The following is a 19,963-nucleotide window of genomic DNA, read 5'->3' on the forward strand; positions in this document are numbered from 1 at the left end:
GCCTGCGAAAAGCCTTATTGGGAGGGAAGAGGTTGTTTCATACCATTATTGTCGAAGACGAAAAACCGATTCTGGATTTAATGAACTATGTTATCGGCCAAAATCCGCATTATACCATTGTGGGCACATTTACGAACCCGCTGGAAGCGCTGGCCCGTCTGCCGGAGCTGAAGCCGGATGTCGTCTTTCTCGACGTGGAAATGCCGAAGATGAACGGACTCGAACTGGCGCGGAAAATCAACGAGCTGTCCGAAGAGACTAAAATTATTTTTAGTACGGCCTATAAGCAGTATGCTCTGGACGCGTTTGAAGTGTATGCCTTCGATTATATTTTGAAGCCTGTAACACCGGCGGCGATCGAACGGATTGCGGGTCGTCTGGCCAAGCGGCAGCGGTCTGTTCTCCCTGCCGAGCCGCAGGAACGCACGGCCGCGATCCGCTGCTTCGGGGGCTTCGAGGTCCGCAATCGGGAAGGGGAGCCGGTCCGTTTTCCGACACGCAAGACGGAGGAACTGTTCGCGTTTTTCCTGTGTCATCCGGGACGGGAGCTCAGCAAGTGGCATCTGGCCGATTTGTTGTGGCCGGAAATGAAGGAGGACCGGGCGTCGCATAATTTGCACAATACGATTTACCGATTGAAAAAACTGTTGAAAGAGCACGAGATCGGAATAGATATCCAGAAAATAAACGACGGATACAGGCTGGATACGGCCGGCTTGACGTACGATGTGCTGGCGTATGAACGGTACGGGCCCGTGCTGCTTGGAGTTATGCAGGATGCCGAGCAAGCGGAACGGTTATGCTCCTTATATACAGGTCCGCTGCTGGATAAAAAAGATTACATGTGGAAAGCCTCGCTTGAAGAAGGGTACGCCAGACAGTATACGGCGCTTCTACGCAGCTTGGTCGAACGCGATCTCGCCGGACAAGAATGGTCGAGAGCGGAGCGGAGGCTGGACAGCTATTTGGCGCTGTATCCGCTGCAGGAAGAGATGAATCTGCTTCTGATGGACATGTACGCGAACCGCGGAAAAACAGAGAAGCTGGCGGCGCACTATGCACGGTTCGAAGCCAGCTATAGCCGGGAGTTTGGGCTGGAGCCCCCGGACGAGATAAGGAACCGCGCAGGAGTTCAGGGAAGAGTATGATCTGGATAGGGGAGGCAGTGTGTAAGACCGTCGGAGCTCCGGCGGTTTTTTTTGCATATTTCAGCATTAATTAGTGTTTTGTGAGAATTTTGTGAGAAACGTTTACTAGAATAGGAGTGTAAGAAGACCTATAAGAATGGAAGGGAAGGTAACAAATGCAGGCACATAGAAGTAGGTCCTTATGGGACCGCAGATGGTTGGCCATAGCGCTGGTCGCGCTGCAGCTGTTCAGCTTGATCGGTTTAACGGGCCGGGTATCGGCTGCGCAGGTTCTTTTTGCGGGGGGATCGGGCACGGAGGCCGATCCGTGGCTCATTGAGACCGCGGAGCAGCTTAATAATGTGAGGTTGAACCTGTCCGCCTCCTACAAGCTTGCGCAGGATATCGATCTCGATATAGCTCCGTACAATACCATCGGCTGGCAGCCGATTGGCAATCCCCTTGAAGGTCCGTTCAGGGGACGGTTTGACGGGAACGATCATACGATTTCCAATTTGAAAATCTCCCGCGTTGACGGGTATATGCAGCAAGGGCTGTTCGGCTCCATTGAGTTTGCGCAAATTGGCAATGTCGGATTAAGCAATGTGGCGATCCAGACCATGGGCAACTCCACTGGAAGCTTGGCAGGCCAAGCAAGTAATTCCTCCATTCGAAATTCTTACGCCACCGGCTCGGTTAAAGCTCTTATGTTTGTGGGAGGCTTGGTCGGAAATGTAACAGGCGAGCTGACGGTGGAGGATTCTTATTTCAAAGGCACGGTTGAGGCTACACAAGCTGCCGTTGGCGGCCTAATCGGTTCCGCCGATAGCATTTTTCCATTAAACGTCAGCCGATCTTACGCCGCTGCTAAAGTCTTGGGGCCCCCGCCGGTTTCTTTCCCTTGTGGGCCAGGATCTGGGACTCCAACGTTCCCAGGAGGCCCAATCATACCGGGAATTCCGTGCCCGCCTGTCGTTTCTGTGGCAGGAGGCTTGATCGGTTCGAAATTCATCGGCCCCATAAATGTGACGGCGTCTTATTATGACAAGGACGTTTCGGGACAAACCGATACCAGCAAAGGCACCCCGAAGTCAACCAGTGAGATGAAACTGCTGGGTACTTACAACGGTTGGGATTTTACGGATAACGGCTTGTGGACACTGAAAGCGGGCAAAAACGACGGGTATCCTTATTTGAAATGGCAAAGTTTAGATGAGGCTCCCACAGCTTCCAATGTTACGGTAAGCGGGTCGGCGGTTGTCGGCGGAACGTTGACAGGCGGTTATACGTATCAAGATGCCGAAGGGGATGCGGAAGGAGCATCGTCGTTCAAATGGTACCGGGCGGACGATGCGGCAGGAAGCAATAAGACGGTGATTGACGGAGCGAATGCCAAAACGTACGTTCCGCAAGTGGAAGACCTCGGCAAGTTCATCAGCTTTGAAGTAACGCCGAAAGCGCAGACTGGCAAAAAGACCGGCAAAGCTGCGGAAAGCTCGCGGACCGCGACGGCCGTTACGTTTGCAGCGCCTAAGTTAACGGCGGTTCCGGGGAATGGAAAGGTCGACTTGACCTGGAGCAGTGTAACCGGCGCGACGTATTACAACGTCTACCTGAGATCGGAGAGCGGCGGCGCCGACTCGCTATATGGCACCGTAACCGGGGCCACCTATAACGTCACCGGACTGACGAACGGCAAAACCTATTATTTTGTCGTGCGGGCGATCGGCTCCGGAGCAACAGGCCCATATTCCAATGAAGTCAGCGCCACCCCGAGTGAGGGAGCCGCTGTTATTCCGCAGTTGACGAAAGTCGGCATAACGGGAGGTACAGAGCATCCTGTGTTCAACGATTCATGGTACGTGAAAGTGGGAGATACGGCCACGTTGACGTTCAAGTCGAACGTTCCGCTGAACGTTCTTCCGTCGGTAACGATCATGGGACAACCGGCGCTTGTAGCCAGTGTCGGCGACAACGTCTACAAAGCTGTTCATACATTTGGCGACAGTGAAACAGAAGGTGTGGTCGGTTTCCTGATCGAAATGGCCGATTCGACCGGAAAGCTGAAGTGGACGGTATCCAGAACAACGGATGATAGCAGGATGTATTTCGATAAAACGGCTCCTACGGGAGAGCTGTTCATTAACAATGGGGCGGCGGAAACCGAATCGACTTCCGTTAAGCTGCGGGCCGTGGCCAACGATAACGTGGGAGGCATCCACATGCGCTTCTCCAACGACGGCGAAGCTTGGAGTCCGTGGGAAAGCTTTTATCATCCGAAAGCATGGACGTTAACCCCGGGCGACGGCAAAAAGACGGTTTTCGTGGAATTGAAAGACCTCGCCGGCAACGTAACGGCGAAACCGATCAGTGCTTCGATTAACCTGAAGACCCCGTCGTCCAGCAGCTCGTCATCGAGCGGCGGCGGTTGGTATTACTCGCCGACAGAAACGATCTCCGTCAATGTCGAAAATGGCCGTAACGGCGGCGTTGTCACTACGGCAAAAATCACTCGCACGACGGACACGGACGGCAAGAAAAAAGATGAAGTTACTTTGACGGGCGAACAAGCGGCCAAATTGATCGAGCAACTGAAAACGGCCGGTTCCGATTTGGCTAAGCTGATCCTTCCCGATGCGAAGGACGAAGTCTCGGAGCTGAAAGTCACGCTGCCGAAAGAAGCGACAGCGAAGCTAGCCGAAGGCAAAATAAACTTGGAAATTCACACGAACAATGCGCGGGTTGTTATTCCGAGCGACTCGCTGAAAGATTGGAAGGAAGACGTGTACTTCAAGCTCGTGCCGGTGAAGTCGGAGAGCGGGCGCAAGGAAGTAGAGCAGCGTGCGAAGGCAGAGCGGATCGTGAAGGATGCCGCAGGCAATGCCGTGATTTCCGTCATCGGCCGTCCGATGACGATTCAGACGAATATGCAGAGCCGTCCGGTGACGCTGGTGCTGCCGCTGAACGATACGAGCTTAAGCGAACAGCAGCGGAAAGGATTGAAAGTTTTCATCGAGCACAGCGACGGCACGAAAGAGCTGACCCAAGGCGATATCGCCGCTTATGACGCGGCGGGCAAGCAGGGCATCAGGTTCTCGGTGAACAAATTCAGCACGTTTACGATTCTTGGACTGGACACGCCGGTAAGCGGCGGCACAATGCATAAAGCGTATATTTCGGGCTACGAGGACGGCACGTTCAGACCGGATAACCCGATCACGCGCGCCGAAATGGCAACCGTGCTCGCTCGGGCATTTGCTAAAGATACGAAGCCGGCGGCTGCAAAAAAGTACACGGATGTGGCGGAATCGCACTGGGCCAAAGCATCGATTGATCAAGCGACAGGCAGAGGGCTGATGGACGGCTATCCGGACGGCAGCTTCAAGCCGGAGCAGACGATCACGCGGGCGGAAATGGCGAGCATTGCGGCCAAGCTGAAAGCAAGCGCGGCAGCAGGCAGCGGCAGCTTCTCCGACACAGCCGGTCATTGGGCCGCAGCATCGATCGAGCAGGCGAAAGCTGCGGGAGTGATCAGCGGGTACGAGGACGGCACGTTCCGTCCGGAGAAGACGCTCACGAGGGCAGAAGCGGTGACGATGCTGAACAAGCTGCTGGGCCGGAGTCCGTTATCCGGAGCGGCAGCCAAGTGGAACGACGTTTCCGCCCAGCATTGGGCATTCGAGCACATTCAGGAAGCGTCCGTCGACCATGCTTCTGAGACGGGCGCACACAGCGGGAAGTAACGAATTTCCGCTTCTTGAAGCAAAAATTTCGTTCATCCGCTATATAGACAGGCCGTCGGAGTCGCTCCGGCGGCCTCTTTTTTTCGCGGTCCGGCCGATGTCTGTGAGAATTTTGAGAGGACGGTTTGATAGCATATGGAAAAAAGGAGGGCCCGTCATGTCGTTAGAAGAACTGCTCGGCAAGCAGGCGGAGCGGGATATTACCAATGCCGCGGGACTCGTGCTGGTTCCTGCGCGGTTCCCGATGGAGCAAGAGCATATCAGGCTGCTGGAGCAGCACCGTGTGAACTATTCGGAGGTGATCTTGATGGATAACAACGCACCGGGTCCCGTACCGGCTCCCGTCGATTTGGTGTTGGAGGCTTCCCGCTACGCCAAGGATTCGTTCGAACACATTCTTCGGAAGAAAAAGGTTCCCCTGCTCGAAATCAAAAACGAGCTGCTTCCCAGGGTGCAGGAAATAGCGGAATATCCCGATATGTTTTACATTTTCGCGGCTATTAAGGCGAAGGACGAGGAGTATATGCATAAGCACAGCGTCGGGGTCGGGGTGCTGTCGATCATGCTCGGCAAGTGGCTGGGGCTCGGAAAGGCCGATATGGCCCTGTTGTCCTTGGCAGCCGTGCTTCACGATGTAGGCAAAGTAAAAATTCCGGGCGAAATCCTGCAGAAGCCCGGCAAATTAACTCCCGAAGAATCGGCGGAGATGAAGCGGCATACGATTTACGGCTACGAGATGTTAAAGGAGACGGTCGGGCTCAATACCCGTGTAGCTCAAGTTGCCCTGCAGCACCATGAACGCGCAGACGGAAGGGGATACCCATTGCGGCTGAAGGGGAACCAGCCGGATGTGTTAAGCCGGATCGTCGCCGTGTCCGATGTGTATCACGCGATGTCCTCCCACCGTCCATATCACGAAGCTCTCCCGTTCCACGAGGTGGTCGACCGGATGCGCAAGGGCGCATTCGGTCAGTTGGATCCGCACGTATCCGCTGTTTTTCTGGATAACATGATCCGGGGCTTGATCGGGCGCAGAGTCAAACTAACCGATGGCCGGAGAGGAGAGGTGGTGTTCATCAACCCGCATGACGATACGCACCCGCTGGTCAAGGTCGGGCCATCGTTTCTCGATTTGAGCGAGGAGCGGCGGCTGCATATTCAGGAGGTGATTGTTTAAATATCGAAAGGTCCCTGCAGGCCCGCCACGGACACTGGACGTCTTGGCTGAGCGTCACGCGGAGGCGTCGTTTCGGGCCGGGCCATCGGCGCTTTCTTTTCGGTAAGACGATTCAGCGGCAAAAGCGTTCTATCATGCACAGTCCATGCTTCGCCGGCACTGTACGAATAGCCCGATGGAGTCATATTCAGAAAAGGGCTGGTCAGTTATGATTATAAATGAATCATTCGGCTGCTGTTCGAGAAAAAAGTCCTTTACCTGGACCTTAGTCGTGGAAAAATATAGTCTTCGGCCGAGTTTATTAATTTGCCTTCTCTCCTTATACTTGAATTAAGAAAGTAAGTGATAATTAATAATTAACTTGAAAAAAATTAAGGAGAGAAGTCAATTGAAAAAAGTATGGCGTTTCATCGTGTATGTGTGCGTTTTCGTTCTGGTTGTGGGAGGAACCGGAGCGATCGGTTTCATGAGCACGATGCAGGAGGCTATGTCGGTTTACGATAAACCGGTGCCTGCTTCTTTACAAAGCATCCAAGCCCCTGCCTATGATTCGAAAAGGCCGACAGTGGCCGTTATTTTGGCGAATGAAGTGACCGAGGTGTTCGATTTTCTCGTACCATACGAAATGTTCTCCATGACGGGCTCGTACAATGTGTTTGCGGCAGCTCCCGACAAAAACATCAAATCGTTGACAGGCGGCCTTGATGTCGCACCGCATTACACTTTCGACGAGTTGGACAAATTGACGGGCAAAGGTCCGGATATAATCGTGATTCCTTTCATGCCGATTTTGGATGAGGCGAAATACAAGCCTGTCCGCGATTGGATAAGGAAGCACTCCGGCAAGGAAACGACCTTGTTGTCCATCTGCAATGGGGCGGAAAATTTGGCGGATACCGGCCTGCTGAACGGGAAGTCTGCGGCAACGCATTGGGGAGATATCGGCAGATTGGAAAAGAAATATACCGAGATTACTTGGAAAAGGGATCAGCGTTACGTGCCTGACGGCAACATGGTCTCCTCGGCCGGCCTGACTTCGGGGATCGATGCCACGTTGTACGTCATATCCCGGCAAATGGGAGAGCCGACAGCGAAGAAAGTGGCGAAGGAAATGAATTACCCTTCCTACGATTTTGTTCAGCATCCGCAAATGGAGCCTTCCACGGCCGGATTGAGCGATATCGTCTATGTTTTGAACAACGCGTTTCAATGGAGCAAGAAAAAAAACGGGGTCCTGCTGTATGACGGGGCCGACGAGTTGATGTTATCCTCGGCTTTTGACACGTACGGGGCTTCCGGCACGACGACAACATTGACGATATCAAGCAAACGCGAGCCGGTCGTTACCCGGCACGGTCTGAATCTGATCGCCCGATATCAAATAGCGGATGCTCCGAAACTCGACAAAATGATTTTTGTGGGGCCGGACGTTAAGACGCGCGCTGCGGGCGATATCCGAAACTGGAGCGAGAACGGCGGAAAGGCTGAGCAGCTTTACCTGCACAGCGATGCGCCGGAGCGGTTCGCGATGGAGCCTGCGTTTGAAGATTTGGCGAAGCAGGAAGATATCTGGACGGCGAAATTCGCCGCCAAGCGGCTCGAGTACCGCGCCACAAGCCAGCTTAAGCTTGAAGGAGCGCCATTTTCGTACGAAGCGTTCGGCATACCGATCGGTGTCGGCTTGTTGTCTCTGTTCGTCGTTTATTTGGCAGACAGACGTTTCGTAAGGAGAAAGACCGTTTCCGCATGAAACGGGAAGCCAAAACTTTTTGTACTGTTAGTTCCATAATTAACAGAGGATAAGTATGAGTTTGAGGCCGGCATAGCGAATGCCGTATTCGGCGGAATCGAGCTTCCCGAGGACTGCAGCCCGGAAAAGGGGCGTCAGCTGCTGGAGGCTTATGTTTCGGACGCGGGCCTGTTCGTATGGTCCCCGGAACGCCAAAGGTTTGTATTAGGGATCTGACAGCCATCGCTATCGAAAATATAGACATATATGCGGAATAAATTGTAGGCGTGCCTGTTCGTCGGGTACTGCCTATTTATTTTTTTGTAAGGAAAAGTTGGACCCGCTTTGATGATCCAAATAGAGTCCATGAACCGCTTCTTGTTGACAGAAGCGGTATTAAATTTTATATTCTAATTGGGAACTATTAAGGAATTATTCCGTTAATAAATTGCCAGTCAGGTTTCGCACAGGAGAGGATTATAAACCGATGGACATCAGTCAGGAAGTGCTGCGCATCAAAAGCAAGCTCATACAAAGAAGACGGGACTTTCACATGTACCCCGAATCGGGCTGGGTGGAATACCGCACGGCGGCGATTATCGCGGAACAATTGAGCCGGCTCGGATACCATGTTCACGTGCGGGAGGAAGCGTGCAAATCCGCTTCGCGCATGGGCGTTCCCCAGCCCGAAGTGCTGTGGCACCACGAGAACAGGGCGATTGAGGAAGGGGCCGATCCGCGCTGGGTCGAACGGATGCGGGACGGTCATACGGCCGTCGTGGGAGTCATCCGGACGGGGAAGCCGGGACCTGTCATAGCACTGCGCTTCGACATCGATTCCAACGACCTGACGGAGTGCGCCGCCGCCGACCACCGTCCCGTCCGGGAAGGCTTCGCTTCGCGCCACGAGAACATGATGCACGCCTGCGGGCATGACGGGCATGCGGCGATCGGCCTTGGCGTGGCGGAGCTGCTAGCGGGGTGCAAGGAACGTCTCACCGGGGAAATCCGACTGCTGTTCCAACCTGCAGAGGAGGGCAGCCGCGGCGCCAAAGCGATGGTCGATGCCGGATGGCTCGACGGCGTGGATTATTTATTCGGCGGACACATCGCCTTCCGAAGCAAAATGCTGGGCGAAATCGTCGCGACGGTCGGAGGCTTTTTGGCGACGACCAAAATCAACGCCGTCTTCACCGGCAAAGCGGCCCATGCGGGCGCGGCTCCGGAGGAAGGGCGCAATGCTCTGCTGGCCGCAGCCTCAGCGATTGTGCATTTGAATGGCATCAGCCGCCACAGCGAAGGGGCGACCCGGATTAACGTCGGCACGCTCAGAGCGGGCTCGGGCCGCAACATCGTGGCCGACAAAGCGGTGATGGAGCTGGAAACGCGCGGCGAGACGACCGAGCTGAACGATTTTATGAAAAAGGAAACGATCCGCATCCTGGAGCAGACGGCCAAATTGCACGATGTTGCCTGCGAATGGGAGATCGTCGGCGAAGCGCCGGGAGCCGAGAGTAGTCCCGGGTTAATTCCGCTCATCCGGCAGGAAGCGGAGAAGATGAGCAGCTTCAAGTCTTTCGTGCCAAGAATGGACCTGGGCGGCTCGGAGGATGTCGTCTACATGATGAACCGCGTGCAGGAGCAGGGCGGCCAAGCGTCTTACTTGCTGTTCGGCTCGCCCCTGACCGACGGGCACCATCAGGTCCGCTTCGATTTTGACGAGGACGTGCTGCTGATCGGGACGGAAATTTTGGTCCGGCTTGTATTGGCATGTCAGGAAGGATAAGTCTATGCAAAAGGGGGGCTGGGCGGGGACGATCAGGCGTGTCGTTCTATGAAAGCGCTACCCTGACCGCCGTCCGCGAAAACGGCGCCGTGCATAAGCGCCGTTCGCGGGCGGCGGTAGTGGCGGACGATTAGCGCAGCTCCTTGACCCGGAATATTTTACGCGGACGGCCGCGGCTGGTCGGCGCTTCCTCGCCGATGAGCTCGACGAGGCCGTGCTCTTCCAGGTCGCCGAGGATGCGGCGCGCATTCCGCTTGGTCATGCCGAGCCATTCGGCGATGTCGGGGGCGCTGATCGAATTTTGCCCCAAGTTTTTTTGAACGGACAGCAGCTTGTTGTAGGTGGTGATCGTCACGCCCGCTCTTTTCAACAGCTCGCTTGTCTTGATATCTTCCGTCCGATAGTTGAAGTTGATGCTGCCGGTCTGCCGCAGGGGACCTTCGATATCGCCCGTGTCGGTGACCCGAATGGCGCAGAAATTGCCGGTTTTTTTGGCATGCTGCAGGGCGATCTGCGCATTGCGCTCGGCAGCCAACGCAGTCACGCCGAACCCGATGCCGATGTTTGTCTTCAGGTCGGTGAGCAAGGCGATTTTTTCGAGCAGCACGGAAGGGTGGGCGCTCTCCTCGGCCGTTTCGAACGCTCCCCGGGTCGTGAAGACGATATATTTGCCGTTGCCGAGGGCGACGAAGGAGCCGGACAGCGCCTCGACATGGCCCAGAATCGTCTCTTGAAGCTGGAGGTCCAGACGGCGTACGTCGTAGGAGCTTTTATTTTGCCCGATCAGCTTTTCCGGTTCCTCGATATCGATGAGCATGACCGCGATCTGCGATTTTTTGAAATGCATGGTCTCGCCCGCGGTGCTGGCCAGATGGAGCATCGTGCGGATCGTCATCCGGTTGGGCGTAATCCGGTATACGGGAATGCCCTGCGACTTCAGCTCCTCGTACACCCGGCTCAAGCAGGTGGCGCAGGCATCGACCTTGCCTTGAGCGAACAGCCCGGAGTGGAAGGCGACCAGCTCTTCGGTCGGCTTAAAGCCGGTATACGACAGCAGCGGAATGGCGTCGTAAGCCAGATCCAGCTCTGCGCAGGTTTCGTAGAAATGCTCCGCCAGGATCGTATCGAAGCTGACCCGCCCGAGCTGCAGCCGGTCGCGGTATACGATTTCGAGCAGCACCTTCGTCAGGGAGGACCCGTTCAATTGCGGAAAAAGCGCCGTTTGCTTAATGTTCTGTTCCTGGGCGATGGCGTAAGGGGCTTGCCCCGAAAATACCCATAGGTCAATGCGGTGTTCTTCGCGCCGGACGATATCCGCCGTTTCGCTTGCGTTCTGATAGACGAACGGAACGATCGTCAGCCGGTCTTGAAACTCCTGGCCGATCTCGCGGATCAGGTCGATCGAATCTTTCGGGCCGACGGCTCCAACTCTGGCAATCATATCGTTTGATGTCCTTTCCGAATGTAAAATGCCGGACCCATTCCAAGTTCGGAGCAGCCTGTAAAACTCCTTCTGAAATGCGGGTCCGGATCGATTTTTATTTGTTGACACTATCATAGCACATGTTTTATAGTTTATTAAAGGACTATTAAGGGAATTTTTCCACTAAAACGGGGGTGGTTATTCTTGCAGGACGTCTTCGACTATATCGAGCGGCACCAGGACGAGTACATCCGCTGGCTGCAGGCGTTATGCCGCCAACCAAGCGTTGCGGCGCAAAACCGGGGGATGGCGGAAACCGCGAAGATGGTAGAGGGGCTGATCCGGGAGATCGGCGGCCACGCGAAGCGGATCGACACTTCCGGTTACCCGGTCGTTTACGGCGAGTTTGCAAACGGTAAAAAGAAAACGCTCTCTTTTTAAAACCACTACGACGTGCAGCCGGAAGACCCGGTGGAGCTGTGGGACTCGCCGCCATTTGCCGCCGAAATCCGGGATGGACGTATCTATGCCCGGGGGGTCGCGGACAACAAGGGCAATTTGAGCGCCCGGCTCGCTGCGGTGCATGCCTATACGGCGGTGCGGGGCGGGCTACCGCTGAACGTGAAGTTCGTTATTGAGGGCGAAGAAGAGATCGGCAGCCTGCATCTCCGCGAATTCGTCGACGCGCACAGGGAGCTTGTGCAAGCGGACGGCTGCATCTGGGAGTTCGGCTACAAGAACGCAGACGGCAGCCTGCAGGCCAGCTTCGGGGTGAAAGGCATGTGCTACGTCGAGCTCGTGTGCCGGGGGGCGAATACGGAGATGCATTCCTCGCATGCGGCCGTCATCGAAAATCCGGCCTGGCGGTTAATCTGGGCGTTGAACACGCTCAAAACGCCGGACGAACGCATACATATCAAAGGATTTTACGATAAGGTGGCTTCGTTGTCCGAGACGGACATCGAGGCGCTTCGGCAGATGGCTTACGACGAAGAAAGCACCTTGGAGAAGTTCGGTCTGGACTCGTTCGTCCTTGGGCTGTCCGGTCTGCCGCTGAAGGAAAAGCTGATTTACCAGCCGACCTGTACCGTGTGCGGGTTTCAATCGGGCTATACCGGCCAGGGCAAGAAGACGGTTCTGCCGTCCGAGGCGAGAGTGAAGCTGGATTTTCGTCTCGTACCCGACCAAGACCCGTTCGAAATCTTCCGGCTTCTGCGCCGGCACCTGGACGAGCACGGCTTCGCCGATATCGAAGCGATTCCGTATACGATGACGTATCCGGCCCGTACGCCGCTCGATAACGCTCTGGCGCGGTCGGTCGTCCGGACGGCCAAGCAGATCTACGGGACGGAGCCGACGCTGAAGCCGATGTCGCCCGCGACCGGCCCGATGTACATTTTGTGCCAGCGCATCGGCATTCCTGCGGTTTCCGTCGGGGTCGGGCATTTCGCTTCGAATAACCATGCCCCGAATGAAAATATCGCCGTCGACGATTATATCCAAGGCATCAAGCATATCGCGGCCATTATCGAAGACTTTGCCATCCAAGAGTAATCCTGAAGGGGGACACATATTTATGAAAAGGTTTACATCCATCAGTTTGGCCTTGGTTCTTGCGTTGTCGGTCGGCCTTGCCGGCTGTGGCAAACCGGATGCGGCGGGTGCAGGCGGGCAGCAGGGAAGCGGGCAAGCGAAGGAAAAAGTGCTGACCATCGCCCGCAGCGGCGACATTCTCGGCTTCGACGTTCACAACCACGGCTTTACGAGTACGGAGTCGGTTCACGTCAACATGTTCAACTACTTGGTCAAGCGGGACCGGGAAGGCAAGTTTCAGCCCGATCTGGCCGTGTCGTGGGAAAATGTGAACCCGACCACCTGGCGGTTCAAATTACGCCCGGACGTCAAATTCCAGAACGGCGATCCGTTTACGGCGGCCGACGTGAAATTTTCGCTGGAACGCGTCGCCAAAGACGCCAAGCTGGTGGAGAACGGCAACTACAAGCAGATTAAGGAAGTAAAGGTGGTCGACGACCTGACGGTCGACGTCATTACCCACGAAGCGGAGCCGGTTTTGCTGTCGCGCCTGTCCCGCCTCGGCTCCAGCATGCTACCGTCCAAATATATTCAGGAAAAGGGCTGGGACGAGTTTCTGAAAAAGCCTGTGGGCACCGGCCCGTATAAGTTCTCCGAGTGGATTCGCGACGACCGCGTCATTCTGGTGAAAAATGACGATTATTTCGGCGAAAAAGGGAAATGGGACAAGCTGGTGTTCCGCTCGATTCCGGAGGAAGCGACACGGGTCTCCGAGCTGCTGACCGATGGGGTGGACATCGCGGTGCAGATTCCGCCGACCGATATGAAACGGATTAACAACGTCAACTCGACCCAGACGATCAGCGGTCCGACGACGCGCGTCATGATGCTGTCGCTGCGCACGACGAGCGGCCCGACGGCCGATCCGCGCGTGCGCGAGGCCATCGATCTGGCGATCAACAAAAAAGCGATTATCGACAGCCTGTTCGAAGGCGACGGCAAAGAAACGCTGACGCCGATTATCCCGGGCATCTTCGGAGCGAAGCCGGATTTGTTCGGCAAGTCGAACTACAATCCCGAGCGCGCCAAGCAGCTGCTGAAGGAAGCCGGTTTTGAAAACGGTCTTACGATCAGCTTCACCGGCTCGGTAGGCAAGTCGCTCAAGGATAAGGAAACGTCAGAGCTGATCGCGGCGATGCTGGAAGAGGTCGGCATCAAGGTGAAGATGGAAATTTTGGAATCGAGCAAATTCAACGAAAAACGTAATGCCGGCACGACGGGCGATATGTTTCTTGTCGCGTACTCCAACTCGATGTTCGACGCCGCGCTGTTGTACAAGCGTCTGAAACCGGATACAGGGTACAACAATCCCGAAGTGACGAAGCTGCTGAGCGATGCGGAGAAAAATATGAACGCCCAGGAGCGGGAGAAGCAGTTCCAGCAGGTGCAGGACATTTTGGCCAAGGACCGCCCGCAAATTCAACTGCTGCAATTGAGCGCGAACTACGGCATCAACAAACGCATAGAGTTTACTCCGAGAATCGACGAAATCACATATGCGGACGAAATTATTTTGAAGTAGGCCTAACCTAACACTTGTTCGAGGGGTCTCAATCGCAGACCCCTTTGTCATTCCATCCTGTCCTTGGGAGGTACACCGTGAGGCAATTTTTCGTGAAGTCGATTATGCAGTTCATCCCCGTGCTGTTTCTGATCTCCCTGATCGTGTTCCTGCTCGTCCACGTTTCCGGAGATCCGGTTACGCTGATGCTTCCGGACACGGCGACGGACGAAGAACGCAGGGCACTGACCGTGGCGCTCGGCCTGGACCAACCGCTGTACGTTCAATATTTCAAATTTATGGCGCAATTGGTGCAAGGGGACTTCGGAAATTCGTTCCGCTACCACCAGCCTGCGCTGCCGATCGTGCTCGACCGGCTGCCAGCGACGTTCGAGCTCGCGGCTGCGGCGATGGTCGTCGCGACAGTCATCGCCATTCCGCTCGGCATTATTTCGGCGACCAAGCGCAATTCGTTCTGGGACGTGTTCGCTACCGGAGCGGCGGTGCTCGGGAAGGCGATGCCGCATTTCTGGCTCGGCATTATGTTTATTCTGCTCTTCTCCGTTAACCTGGGGATGTTCCCGGTGTCCGGCCGCGGCACGCTGCTGCATCTGGTCCTGCCCGCGGTGACGCTCGGCACAGGGATCGCCGCCGAAATGACGCGCTTGATCCGCTCTAGTATGCTAGAAATTTTAGGGCAAGATTACATTCGAACCGCCCGCAGCAAGGGCGTAGCCGAGAAGCTTGTCATTTACAAGCATGCGTTCCGCAACTCGCTCATTCCGGTCGTCACGATCATGGCGCTGCAAATTTCCACGCTGATTAGCGGCGCGCTCATTACGGAGACGATCTATGCGTGGCCCGGCATGGGACAGCTCATTATTCAAGCGGTCAATACCCGGGATATGGCGATCGTACAGGCGGCCGTGTTCGTCATCGCGTTCTTGGTCATTCTCAGCAACATGCTCGCGGACCTCGTCTACCGGCTGCTGGATCCGCGCATCAAATTCAATTAAACGCAGGAGGCGAGCGCATACATGAGCGTATCGATTGAAGCGCAAAGCGGACAGGTCGGCACAGCATCCGCATCGAAGCGTCCCGGCAAGGCGGCGCGCATCGTCCGTTCGCTGCTGAAGAGCAAGACGGGCACCATCGGATTCATCATCGTCGTTGCGGTCGTGTTCATGGCGGTTTTCGCCGGCGCCCTGGCGCCGCACGATCCTGCCAAAACGAATGCGGTCAAGCGGCTGCTGCCTCCGATGTGGATGGCAAAAGGCACGGCGGACCATCCGCTGGGCACGGACAATTTGGGACGCGACGTCCTCAGCCGCATCATCTACGGCTCGCAAATTTCGCTGCTCGTCGGCGTGTGCGCCGTGGCCGTTGCCGGAACGATCGGCGTGATTCTGGGGCTGATCTCAGGATATTACGGAGGCTGGACCGACCGGATCATAATGCGGATCGTCGACGCCTTCCTAGCGATTCCGAATATTTTATTCATGCTCGTGATTCTTGCCGTGCTCGGTCCCGGCTTGTTCTCGCTCATTTTCGTGCTGGGGGTCACCAACTGGGTCAAGTACGCGCGTATTATCCGCGGGGAAGTGCTCAGTGTCAAGGAGCGCGATTACGTGAGAGCGGCCCGCGCCGTCGGCTCGCGCGACATACGGATTATTTTCAAGCATATCCTGCCCAATGTTGTTTCGTCGTTCATTGTCGTATCCACGCTGAGCATCGCCACGACCATTATATTGGAAGCTTCTTTAAGCTTTCTCGGCTTGGGCATTCAGCCGCCGACCGTCACGTGGGGCGGCATGCTGAGTGACGGCAGACAATATCTGGCTACTAGCTGGTGGGTCGCGACGTTCCCCGGAATCGCCATTACGATTACCGTGCTGGGGATCATTTTCCTCGGCGACTGGCTGCGCGATATATTGGACCCGCGAATGAAAACGAAAGAATCTTAACTCGCGGGATGTACACACGACACGAATCGAGGTGAAACCGTTGGCGCCACTGCTGGAAGTTAAAAACTTGAAAACCCATTTCAAAACCGAGGGAGGCGTCGTCGCTTCCGTCAACGGGGTTTCGTTCACGGTATCGAAAGGGGAGACGCTCGCCATCGTCGGCGAATCCGGCTGTGGGAAAAGCGTCACGTCCCTGTCCATTATGGGACTCGTTGCTCCGCCCGGCAAAGTGGTCGGCGGGGAGATTTTGCTGGAAGGCGAGAACCTGCTCGGCAAAAGCCATAAACAAATGCGCAAGCTGAGGGGCAACAAGCTCTCGATGATTTTTCAGGAGCCGATGACGTCCCTGAATCCGGTATTCACGATCGGGAATCAGTTGGGCGAAGTGTTTCGCAATCACCAGAATGCAGACAAAAAGCAGGCGAGAGCGAAAAGCATCGCCATGCTGGAGAGCGTCGGCATCCCGCGGGCGGACAAAGTCGTCGATTATTTCCCGCACCAGCTTTCCGGCGGTATGCGGCAGCGCGTCATGATCGCGATGGCGCTGGCCTGCAATCCGGCGCTGCTGATCGCCGACGAGCCGACGACCGCGCTCGACGTGACGATTCAGGCGCAAATTTTGGAGCTGCTCAAAAGCTTGAGCAAGGACCGGGATACGGGCGTCGTGCTGATCACCCACGATCTCGGCGTCGTCGCAGAGATGGCCGACCGGGTCGTCGTGATGTATGCCGGCGAGGTCGTGGAGGAAGCGGATGTGTTCGAACTGTTCGCCCGTCCGAGGCATCCGTATACGAAAGGACTGCTCGGCTCGCTGCCGAAGCTCGACGAGCAGCGCGAAGAGCTGGACTCCATTTACGGCTCGGTGCCCAATCCGCTGAACATGCCGGGCGGATGCGCGTTCCACCCGCGCTGTCCGGCCGCAACCGAGCGCTGCAAGTCCAACGTTCCGATGCTCGAACCGGTTGCCGCGGGCCATTGGGCGCGCTGCTTCTACAGTAAGGAGTGATTTGACATGAGCCAAACGAGCCAGCTACTATTGGAAGTTAAAGGGTTAAAAAAGCATTTTCCGTACAAGCAAGGCTTGTTTTCCCGGCAAAAAGGGGTTGTGCATGCAGTAGACGGCCTCGACTTTACCGTGAACCGCGGGGAGACGCTCGGGATCGTGGGCGAGTCCGGGTGCGGGAAGTCGACGGCGGGCCAGCTTATTTTGCAGCTGCTGGAGCCGACGGCAGGCGAAGTTTGGTTCGAGGGCCAGAACTTGACCGCGCTCGGCAAAGAGGACGTGCGCAAGGTGCGCCGCCATCTGCAAATCATTTTCCAGGACCCGTACTCGTCGCTGAACCCGAGAATGAAGGTCGAGGACATCGTCGCCGAGCCGCTGGAGGTACACGGCCTGTACAAAGGCGCGGCTTTGAAGGAGCGGGTCGTCGAGCTGCTGCGGCTGGTCGGTCTGGACGAGCACCATATGTCGCGGCATCCCCACGAATTCAGCGGCGGCCAAAGGCAGCGCATCGGAATAGCCCGGGCGCTCGCGCTGAATCCGAGCCTGATCGTATGCGACGAGGCGGTATCCGCCCTGGATGTGTCGATCCAATCGCAAATTTTGAATCTGCTCAAGAAGCTGCAAAAGGAACTGAAGCTGACTTATATCTTCATCGCCCACGGGCTGCCTGCGGTCAAGCACATCAGCGACCGCATCGCCGTCATGTATTTGGGTAAAATCGTCGAGCTGGCGGACCGCGACTCCTTGTTCGCGCACCCCCGCCATCCGTATACGCAAGCGCTGCTATCGGCCGTTCCGGTGCCTGATCCGACGCAGCGGAAGGAGCGTATTATCCTGCAGGGCGATCTGCCCAATCCGGCGAACCCTCCGAAGGGGTGCAGCTTTCATACGCGCTGCCCTTACGCGCAGGACATTTGCCGCAGCGCACCGCCTGCCTTGGAGCGGCAAGCGGACGGCCATTTGGCGGCTTGCCATTTTCCGCTATAAAGGAGCGACCAACCGATGGAATCCAAAGCTTTGACCGAGCCAAACGATAATCTGCACGCTTATCTTACCGTGCTGTCCGCCTACCAGCCGCAAGTGGTTCCGGGGCGCGGGCGGGTTACGTTTTTGACCAAGAAAACCGGCCTGCCCCAGCTGTGGAGCTGGGAGGCGGCGACGGACCGCTGTGAGCAGGTGATCCAGCTGCCCGACCGGGTCGTGGAAGCCAAGCATTCTCCGTGCGGTTCGCGTACGGTTATTGGGATGGATCATAAGGGGAACGAGAAGCAGCAGCTTTATGTGCTGGACAACGACACGCTGGACTTGCAGGAGCTGATGATATCCCCACAGCATTTTCATAATGTCGGAGACTGGTCTCCCTGCGGGCAGAAAATCGCATTTTCCAGCAACCGCCGGGGGCCCGGGCTGTTCGATGTTTTCGTGCAGGATGTTGAGACGAAGCAGGTCGAGGAGGTTTACCGTCACGAGGGCCGGTGCGTACCGCTCTGCTGGCTGCCGGACGGCAGCGGCTTGCTGATTTTGGCCGATGTGACGAATGTGGTCCAGTCGCTTCACGTGCTTGATCTAAGCAGCGGCTCGGTCCGGGAGATCGGCGTGCCGGGGGCGGGCGATTACGCTTCGGTTCAACTGGCGAAGGATGGCACGGGGTATTTCGTCACCAATGCGGCCGAGAACACGATGGCGCTGTACCGCTTTTCCCCGGAGCGGCCGGGGGCGGAGCTGCTTGTCCATGTCCCGGCGTGGGATATCGAGGTGGCGAAGCTGTCGCCGGACGGCAAACGGATCGCGTACACCGTGAACGAAGGCGGCATTTCCGCGCTATACCTGTATGAGGTGGAAGGCGGACATTCCACGGCGGTGAAGCTGCCGCGCGGCGTGATTCCATCGCTGTCGTGGCTGAATGACGACGAGTTGATTTTTGCGCTGAAAAGTCCGGTGCTGCCGGGGGACATCTGGCGCTACGGGTTGAAGGACAAGTCGCTCCGGCGCCTCACCTCGTTCGGCAGGTCGGAGACGATCGAGCATTTGTGGCAGGAAGCCGAGCTGTACACGTTCCGTTCGTTTGACGGGGTGGAGGTGCCGTACTTTTATTACCGGCCGGCCGGGAGCGCCGGACAGACGGAGGAAAGCTGTCCCGCGCCTACGGTGGTGTACGTGCATGGCGGGCCGGAATCGCAGATCCGGTTCGAATTTCACCCGGTCATTCAATATTTGGTCGGGCAAGGCTTTAACGTCGTAACGCCCAACGTCCGCGGCAGCATGGGCTACGGCAAAACGTACCTGAACCTCGACAACGCGAGAAAACGGATGGACGCGGTGGCCGATCTGGCGTGGATGGTGAAGGACTTGAGCCGTTTCGCGACGGTCGACACCGACAAAATCGGCGTTATGGGACGAAGCTACGGCGGGTTTATGGTGCTGGCCGCGCTCACCCATTATCCGGATTTATGGGCGGCCGGGGTGGACATCGTCGGCATCTCGCATTTCCGCACGTTTCTGGAAAATACCGGGGAATGGCGCAGAGCGCTGCGCGAAGCGGAATACGGCACGCTGGCGGACGATTCGGACTTCTTCGAGGAGATCGCCCCGCTCAACCATTCGCAGAACATCAAGGTGCCGCTGCTCATCTTCCACGGCCGCAACGATACGCGCGTTCCGGTCAGCGAGGCCGAGCAGCTGTATGCGGACATGCGGGCCCGCGGCCAGGAAGCGAAGCTGATTATTTTCGAGGACGAAGGACATCAGACGGAGAAAATGGAAAATCACATCGCGATGAATACGGAAATTGTCCGTTTCTTCCGGGAATATCTCGAAGCATAGCCGCATGGCGGAGGAACGGCCCTGGCGCTTGCTTTTCTTCATGAATCCTTCATGTGACCTTAATCAAACCTTCATGCAACCTGTCTCCGAGGGA

14 protein-coding genes are annotated in these 19,963 nt (G+C 56.4%); 13 read left to right on the forward strand and 1 reads right to left on the reverse strand.

Annotated features, from left to right (window positions below; all coding sequences use genetic code 11):
- The first annotated feature begins 32 nt into the window (after window positions 1-32).
- The 5 genes from NI000_RS09350 to NI000_RS09370 all read left to right on the forward strand — a co-directional run bounded on the left by NI000_RS09350 (window position 33) and on the right by NI000_RS09370 (window position 9,562).
- On the forward strand, window positions 33-1,148 hold the full coding sequence (locus tag NI000_RS09350) for a response regulator (RefSeq protein ID WP_253409831.1): 1,116 nt from the start codon (window positions 33-35) through the stop codon (window positions 1,146-1,148).
- A 155-nt stretch (window positions 1,149-1,303) separates the two neighbouring features.
- On the forward strand, window positions 1,304-4,870 hold the full coding sequence (locus NI000_RS09355) for an S-layer homology domain-containing protein (protein WP_253409833.1): 3,567 nt from the start codon (window positions 1,304-1,306) through the stop codon (window positions 4,868-4,870).
- A 157-nt stretch (window positions 4,871-5,027) separates the two neighbouring features.
- The gene (locus NI000_RS09360; RefSeq protein WP_253409835.1) at window positions 5,028-6,047 is read left to right on the forward strand and encodes an HD-GYP domain-containing protein; all 1,020 of its coding nucleotides are present in this window, start codon (window positions 5,028-5,030) and stop codon (window positions 6,045-6,047) included.
- Between the two features lie 388 nt (window positions 6,048-6,435).
- The gene (locus NI000_RS09365) at window positions 6,436-7,797 is read left to right on the forward strand and encodes a DJ-1/PfpI family protein (protein ID WP_253409837.1); all 1,362 of its coding nucleotides are present in this window, start codon (window positions 6,436-6,438) and stop codon (window positions 7,795-7,797) included.
- A 466-nt stretch (window positions 7,798-8,263) separates the two neighbouring features.
- A complete protein-coding gene (locus tag NI000_RS09370; protein WP_253409839.1) occupies window positions 8,264-9,562 on the forward strand; it encodes an amidohydrolase in 1,299 nt (432 codons plus the stop codon).
- Window positions 9,563-9,692: 130 nt separating this feature from the next.
- Here NI000_RS09370 and NI000_RS09375 read toward each other — a convergent pair whose 3' ends face one another.
- A complete protein-coding gene (locus NI000_RS09375) occupies window positions 9,693-11,003 on the reverse strand; it encodes a hypothetical protein (RefSeq protein ID WP_253409841.1) in 1,311 nt (436 codons plus the stop codon).
- Window positions 11,004-11,189: 186 nt separating this feature from the next.
- Between NI000_RS09375 and NI000_RS09380 the strand changes: the two genes are divergently transcribed.
- The 8 genes from NI000_RS09380 to NI000_RS09415 all read left to right on the forward strand — a co-directional run bounded on the left by NI000_RS09380 (window position 11,190) and on the right by NI000_RS09415 (window position 19,869).
- Window positions 11,190-11,426: a hypothetical protein gene (locus tag NI000_RS09380; RefSeq protein ID WP_253409843.1), complete on the forward strand. Its 237-nt coding sequence runs from the start codon at window positions 11,190-11,192 to the stop codon at window positions 11,424-11,426.
- 12 nt (window positions 11,427-11,438) lie between these two features.
- Window positions 11,439-12,539, forward strand: coding sequence for a M20/M25/M40 family metallo-hydrolase (locus tag NI000_RS09385; RefSeq protein ID WP_253409845.1), 1,101 nt, complete (start codon window positions 11,439-11,441; stop codon window positions 12,537-12,539).
- Window positions 12,540-12,561: 22 nt separating this feature from the next.
- Window positions 12,562-14,100 carry an ABC transporter substrate-binding protein gene (locus NI000_RS09390; RefSeq protein ID WP_253409847.1) on the forward strand — a complete coding sequence of 513 codons (1,539 nt, stop codon included), beginning with the start codon at window positions 12,562-12,564 and terminating at the stop codon, window positions 14,098-14,100.
- A 77-nt stretch (window positions 14,101-14,177) separates the two neighbouring features.
- Window positions 14,178-15,095 (forward strand): ABC transporter permease, encoded by a 918-nt coding sequence (locus NI000_RS09395; protein ID WP_253409849.1) that lies wholly within the window; start codon window positions 14,178-14,180, stop codon window positions 15,093-15,095.
- Between the two features lie 21 nt (window positions 15,096-15,116).
- Window positions 15,117-16,043, forward strand: coding sequence for an ABC transporter permease (locus NI000_RS09400; protein WP_253409851.1), 927 nt, complete (start codon window positions 15,117-15,119; stop codon window positions 16,041-16,043).
- 67 nt (window positions 16,044-16,110) lie between these two features.
- The gene (locus NI000_RS09405) at window positions 16,111-17,049 is read left to right on the forward strand and encodes an ABC transporter ATP-binding protein (RefSeq protein ID WP_301292419.1); all 939 of its coding nucleotides are present in this window, start codon (window positions 16,111-16,113) and stop codon (window positions 17,047-17,049) included.
- 6 nt (window positions 17,050-17,055) lie between these two features.
- A complete protein-coding gene (locus NI000_RS09410) occupies window positions 17,056-18,033 on the forward strand; it encodes an ABC transporter ATP-binding protein (protein WP_054975315.1) in 978 nt (325 codons plus the stop codon).
- A gap of 15 nt (window positions 18,034-18,048) precedes the next feature.
- Window positions 18,049-19,869, forward strand: coding sequence for a S9 family peptidase (locus NI000_RS09415; RefSeq protein ID WP_253409853.1), 1,821 nt, complete (start codon window positions 18,049-18,051; stop codon window positions 19,867-19,869).
- Window positions 19,870-19,963 lie beyond the last annotated feature (94 nt).

The sequence above is a fragment of the Paenibacillus tyrphae genome (assembly GCF_024158745.1).
GTDB lineage: Bacteria > Bacillota > Bacilli > Paenibacillales > NBRC-103111 > Paenibacillus_G > Paenibacillus_G tyrfis_A.

Bases quoted from the DNA above. Each gene is read 5' to 3' on its own strand.
- NI000_RS09355 (WP_253409833.1), top strand. From the start codon at position 1,304: ATGCAGGCACATAGAAGTAGGTCCTTATGGGACCGCAGATGGTTGGCC.
- NI000_RS09360 (WP_253409835.1), top strand. From the start codon at position 5,028: ATGTCGTTAGAAGAACTGCTCGGCAAGCAGGCGGAGCGGGATATTACC.
- NI000_RS09370 (WP_253409839.1), top strand. From the start codon at position 8,264: ATGGACATCAGTCAGGAAGTGCTGCGCATCAAAAGCAAGCTCATACAA.
- NI000_RS09375 (WP_253409841.1), bottom strand. From the start codon at position 11,003: ATGATTGCCAGAGTTGGAGCCGTCGGCCCGAAAGATTCGATCGACCTG.
- NI000_RS09390 (WP_253409847.1), top strand. From the start codon at position 12,562: ATGAAAAGGTTTACATCCATCAGTTTGGCCTTGGTTCTTGCGTTGTCG.
- NI000_RS09400 (WP_253409851.1), top strand. From the start codon at position 15,117: ATGAGCGTATCGATTGAAGCGCAAAGCGGACAGGTCGGCACAGCATCC.
- NI000_RS09410 (WP_054975315.1), top strand. From the start codon at position 17,056: ATGAGCCAAACGAGCCAGCTACTATTGGAAGTTAAAGGGTTAAAAAAG.
- NI000_RS09415 (WP_253409853.1), top strand. From the start codon at position 18,049: ATGGAATCCAAAGCTTTGACCGAGCCAAACGATAATCTGCACGCTTAT.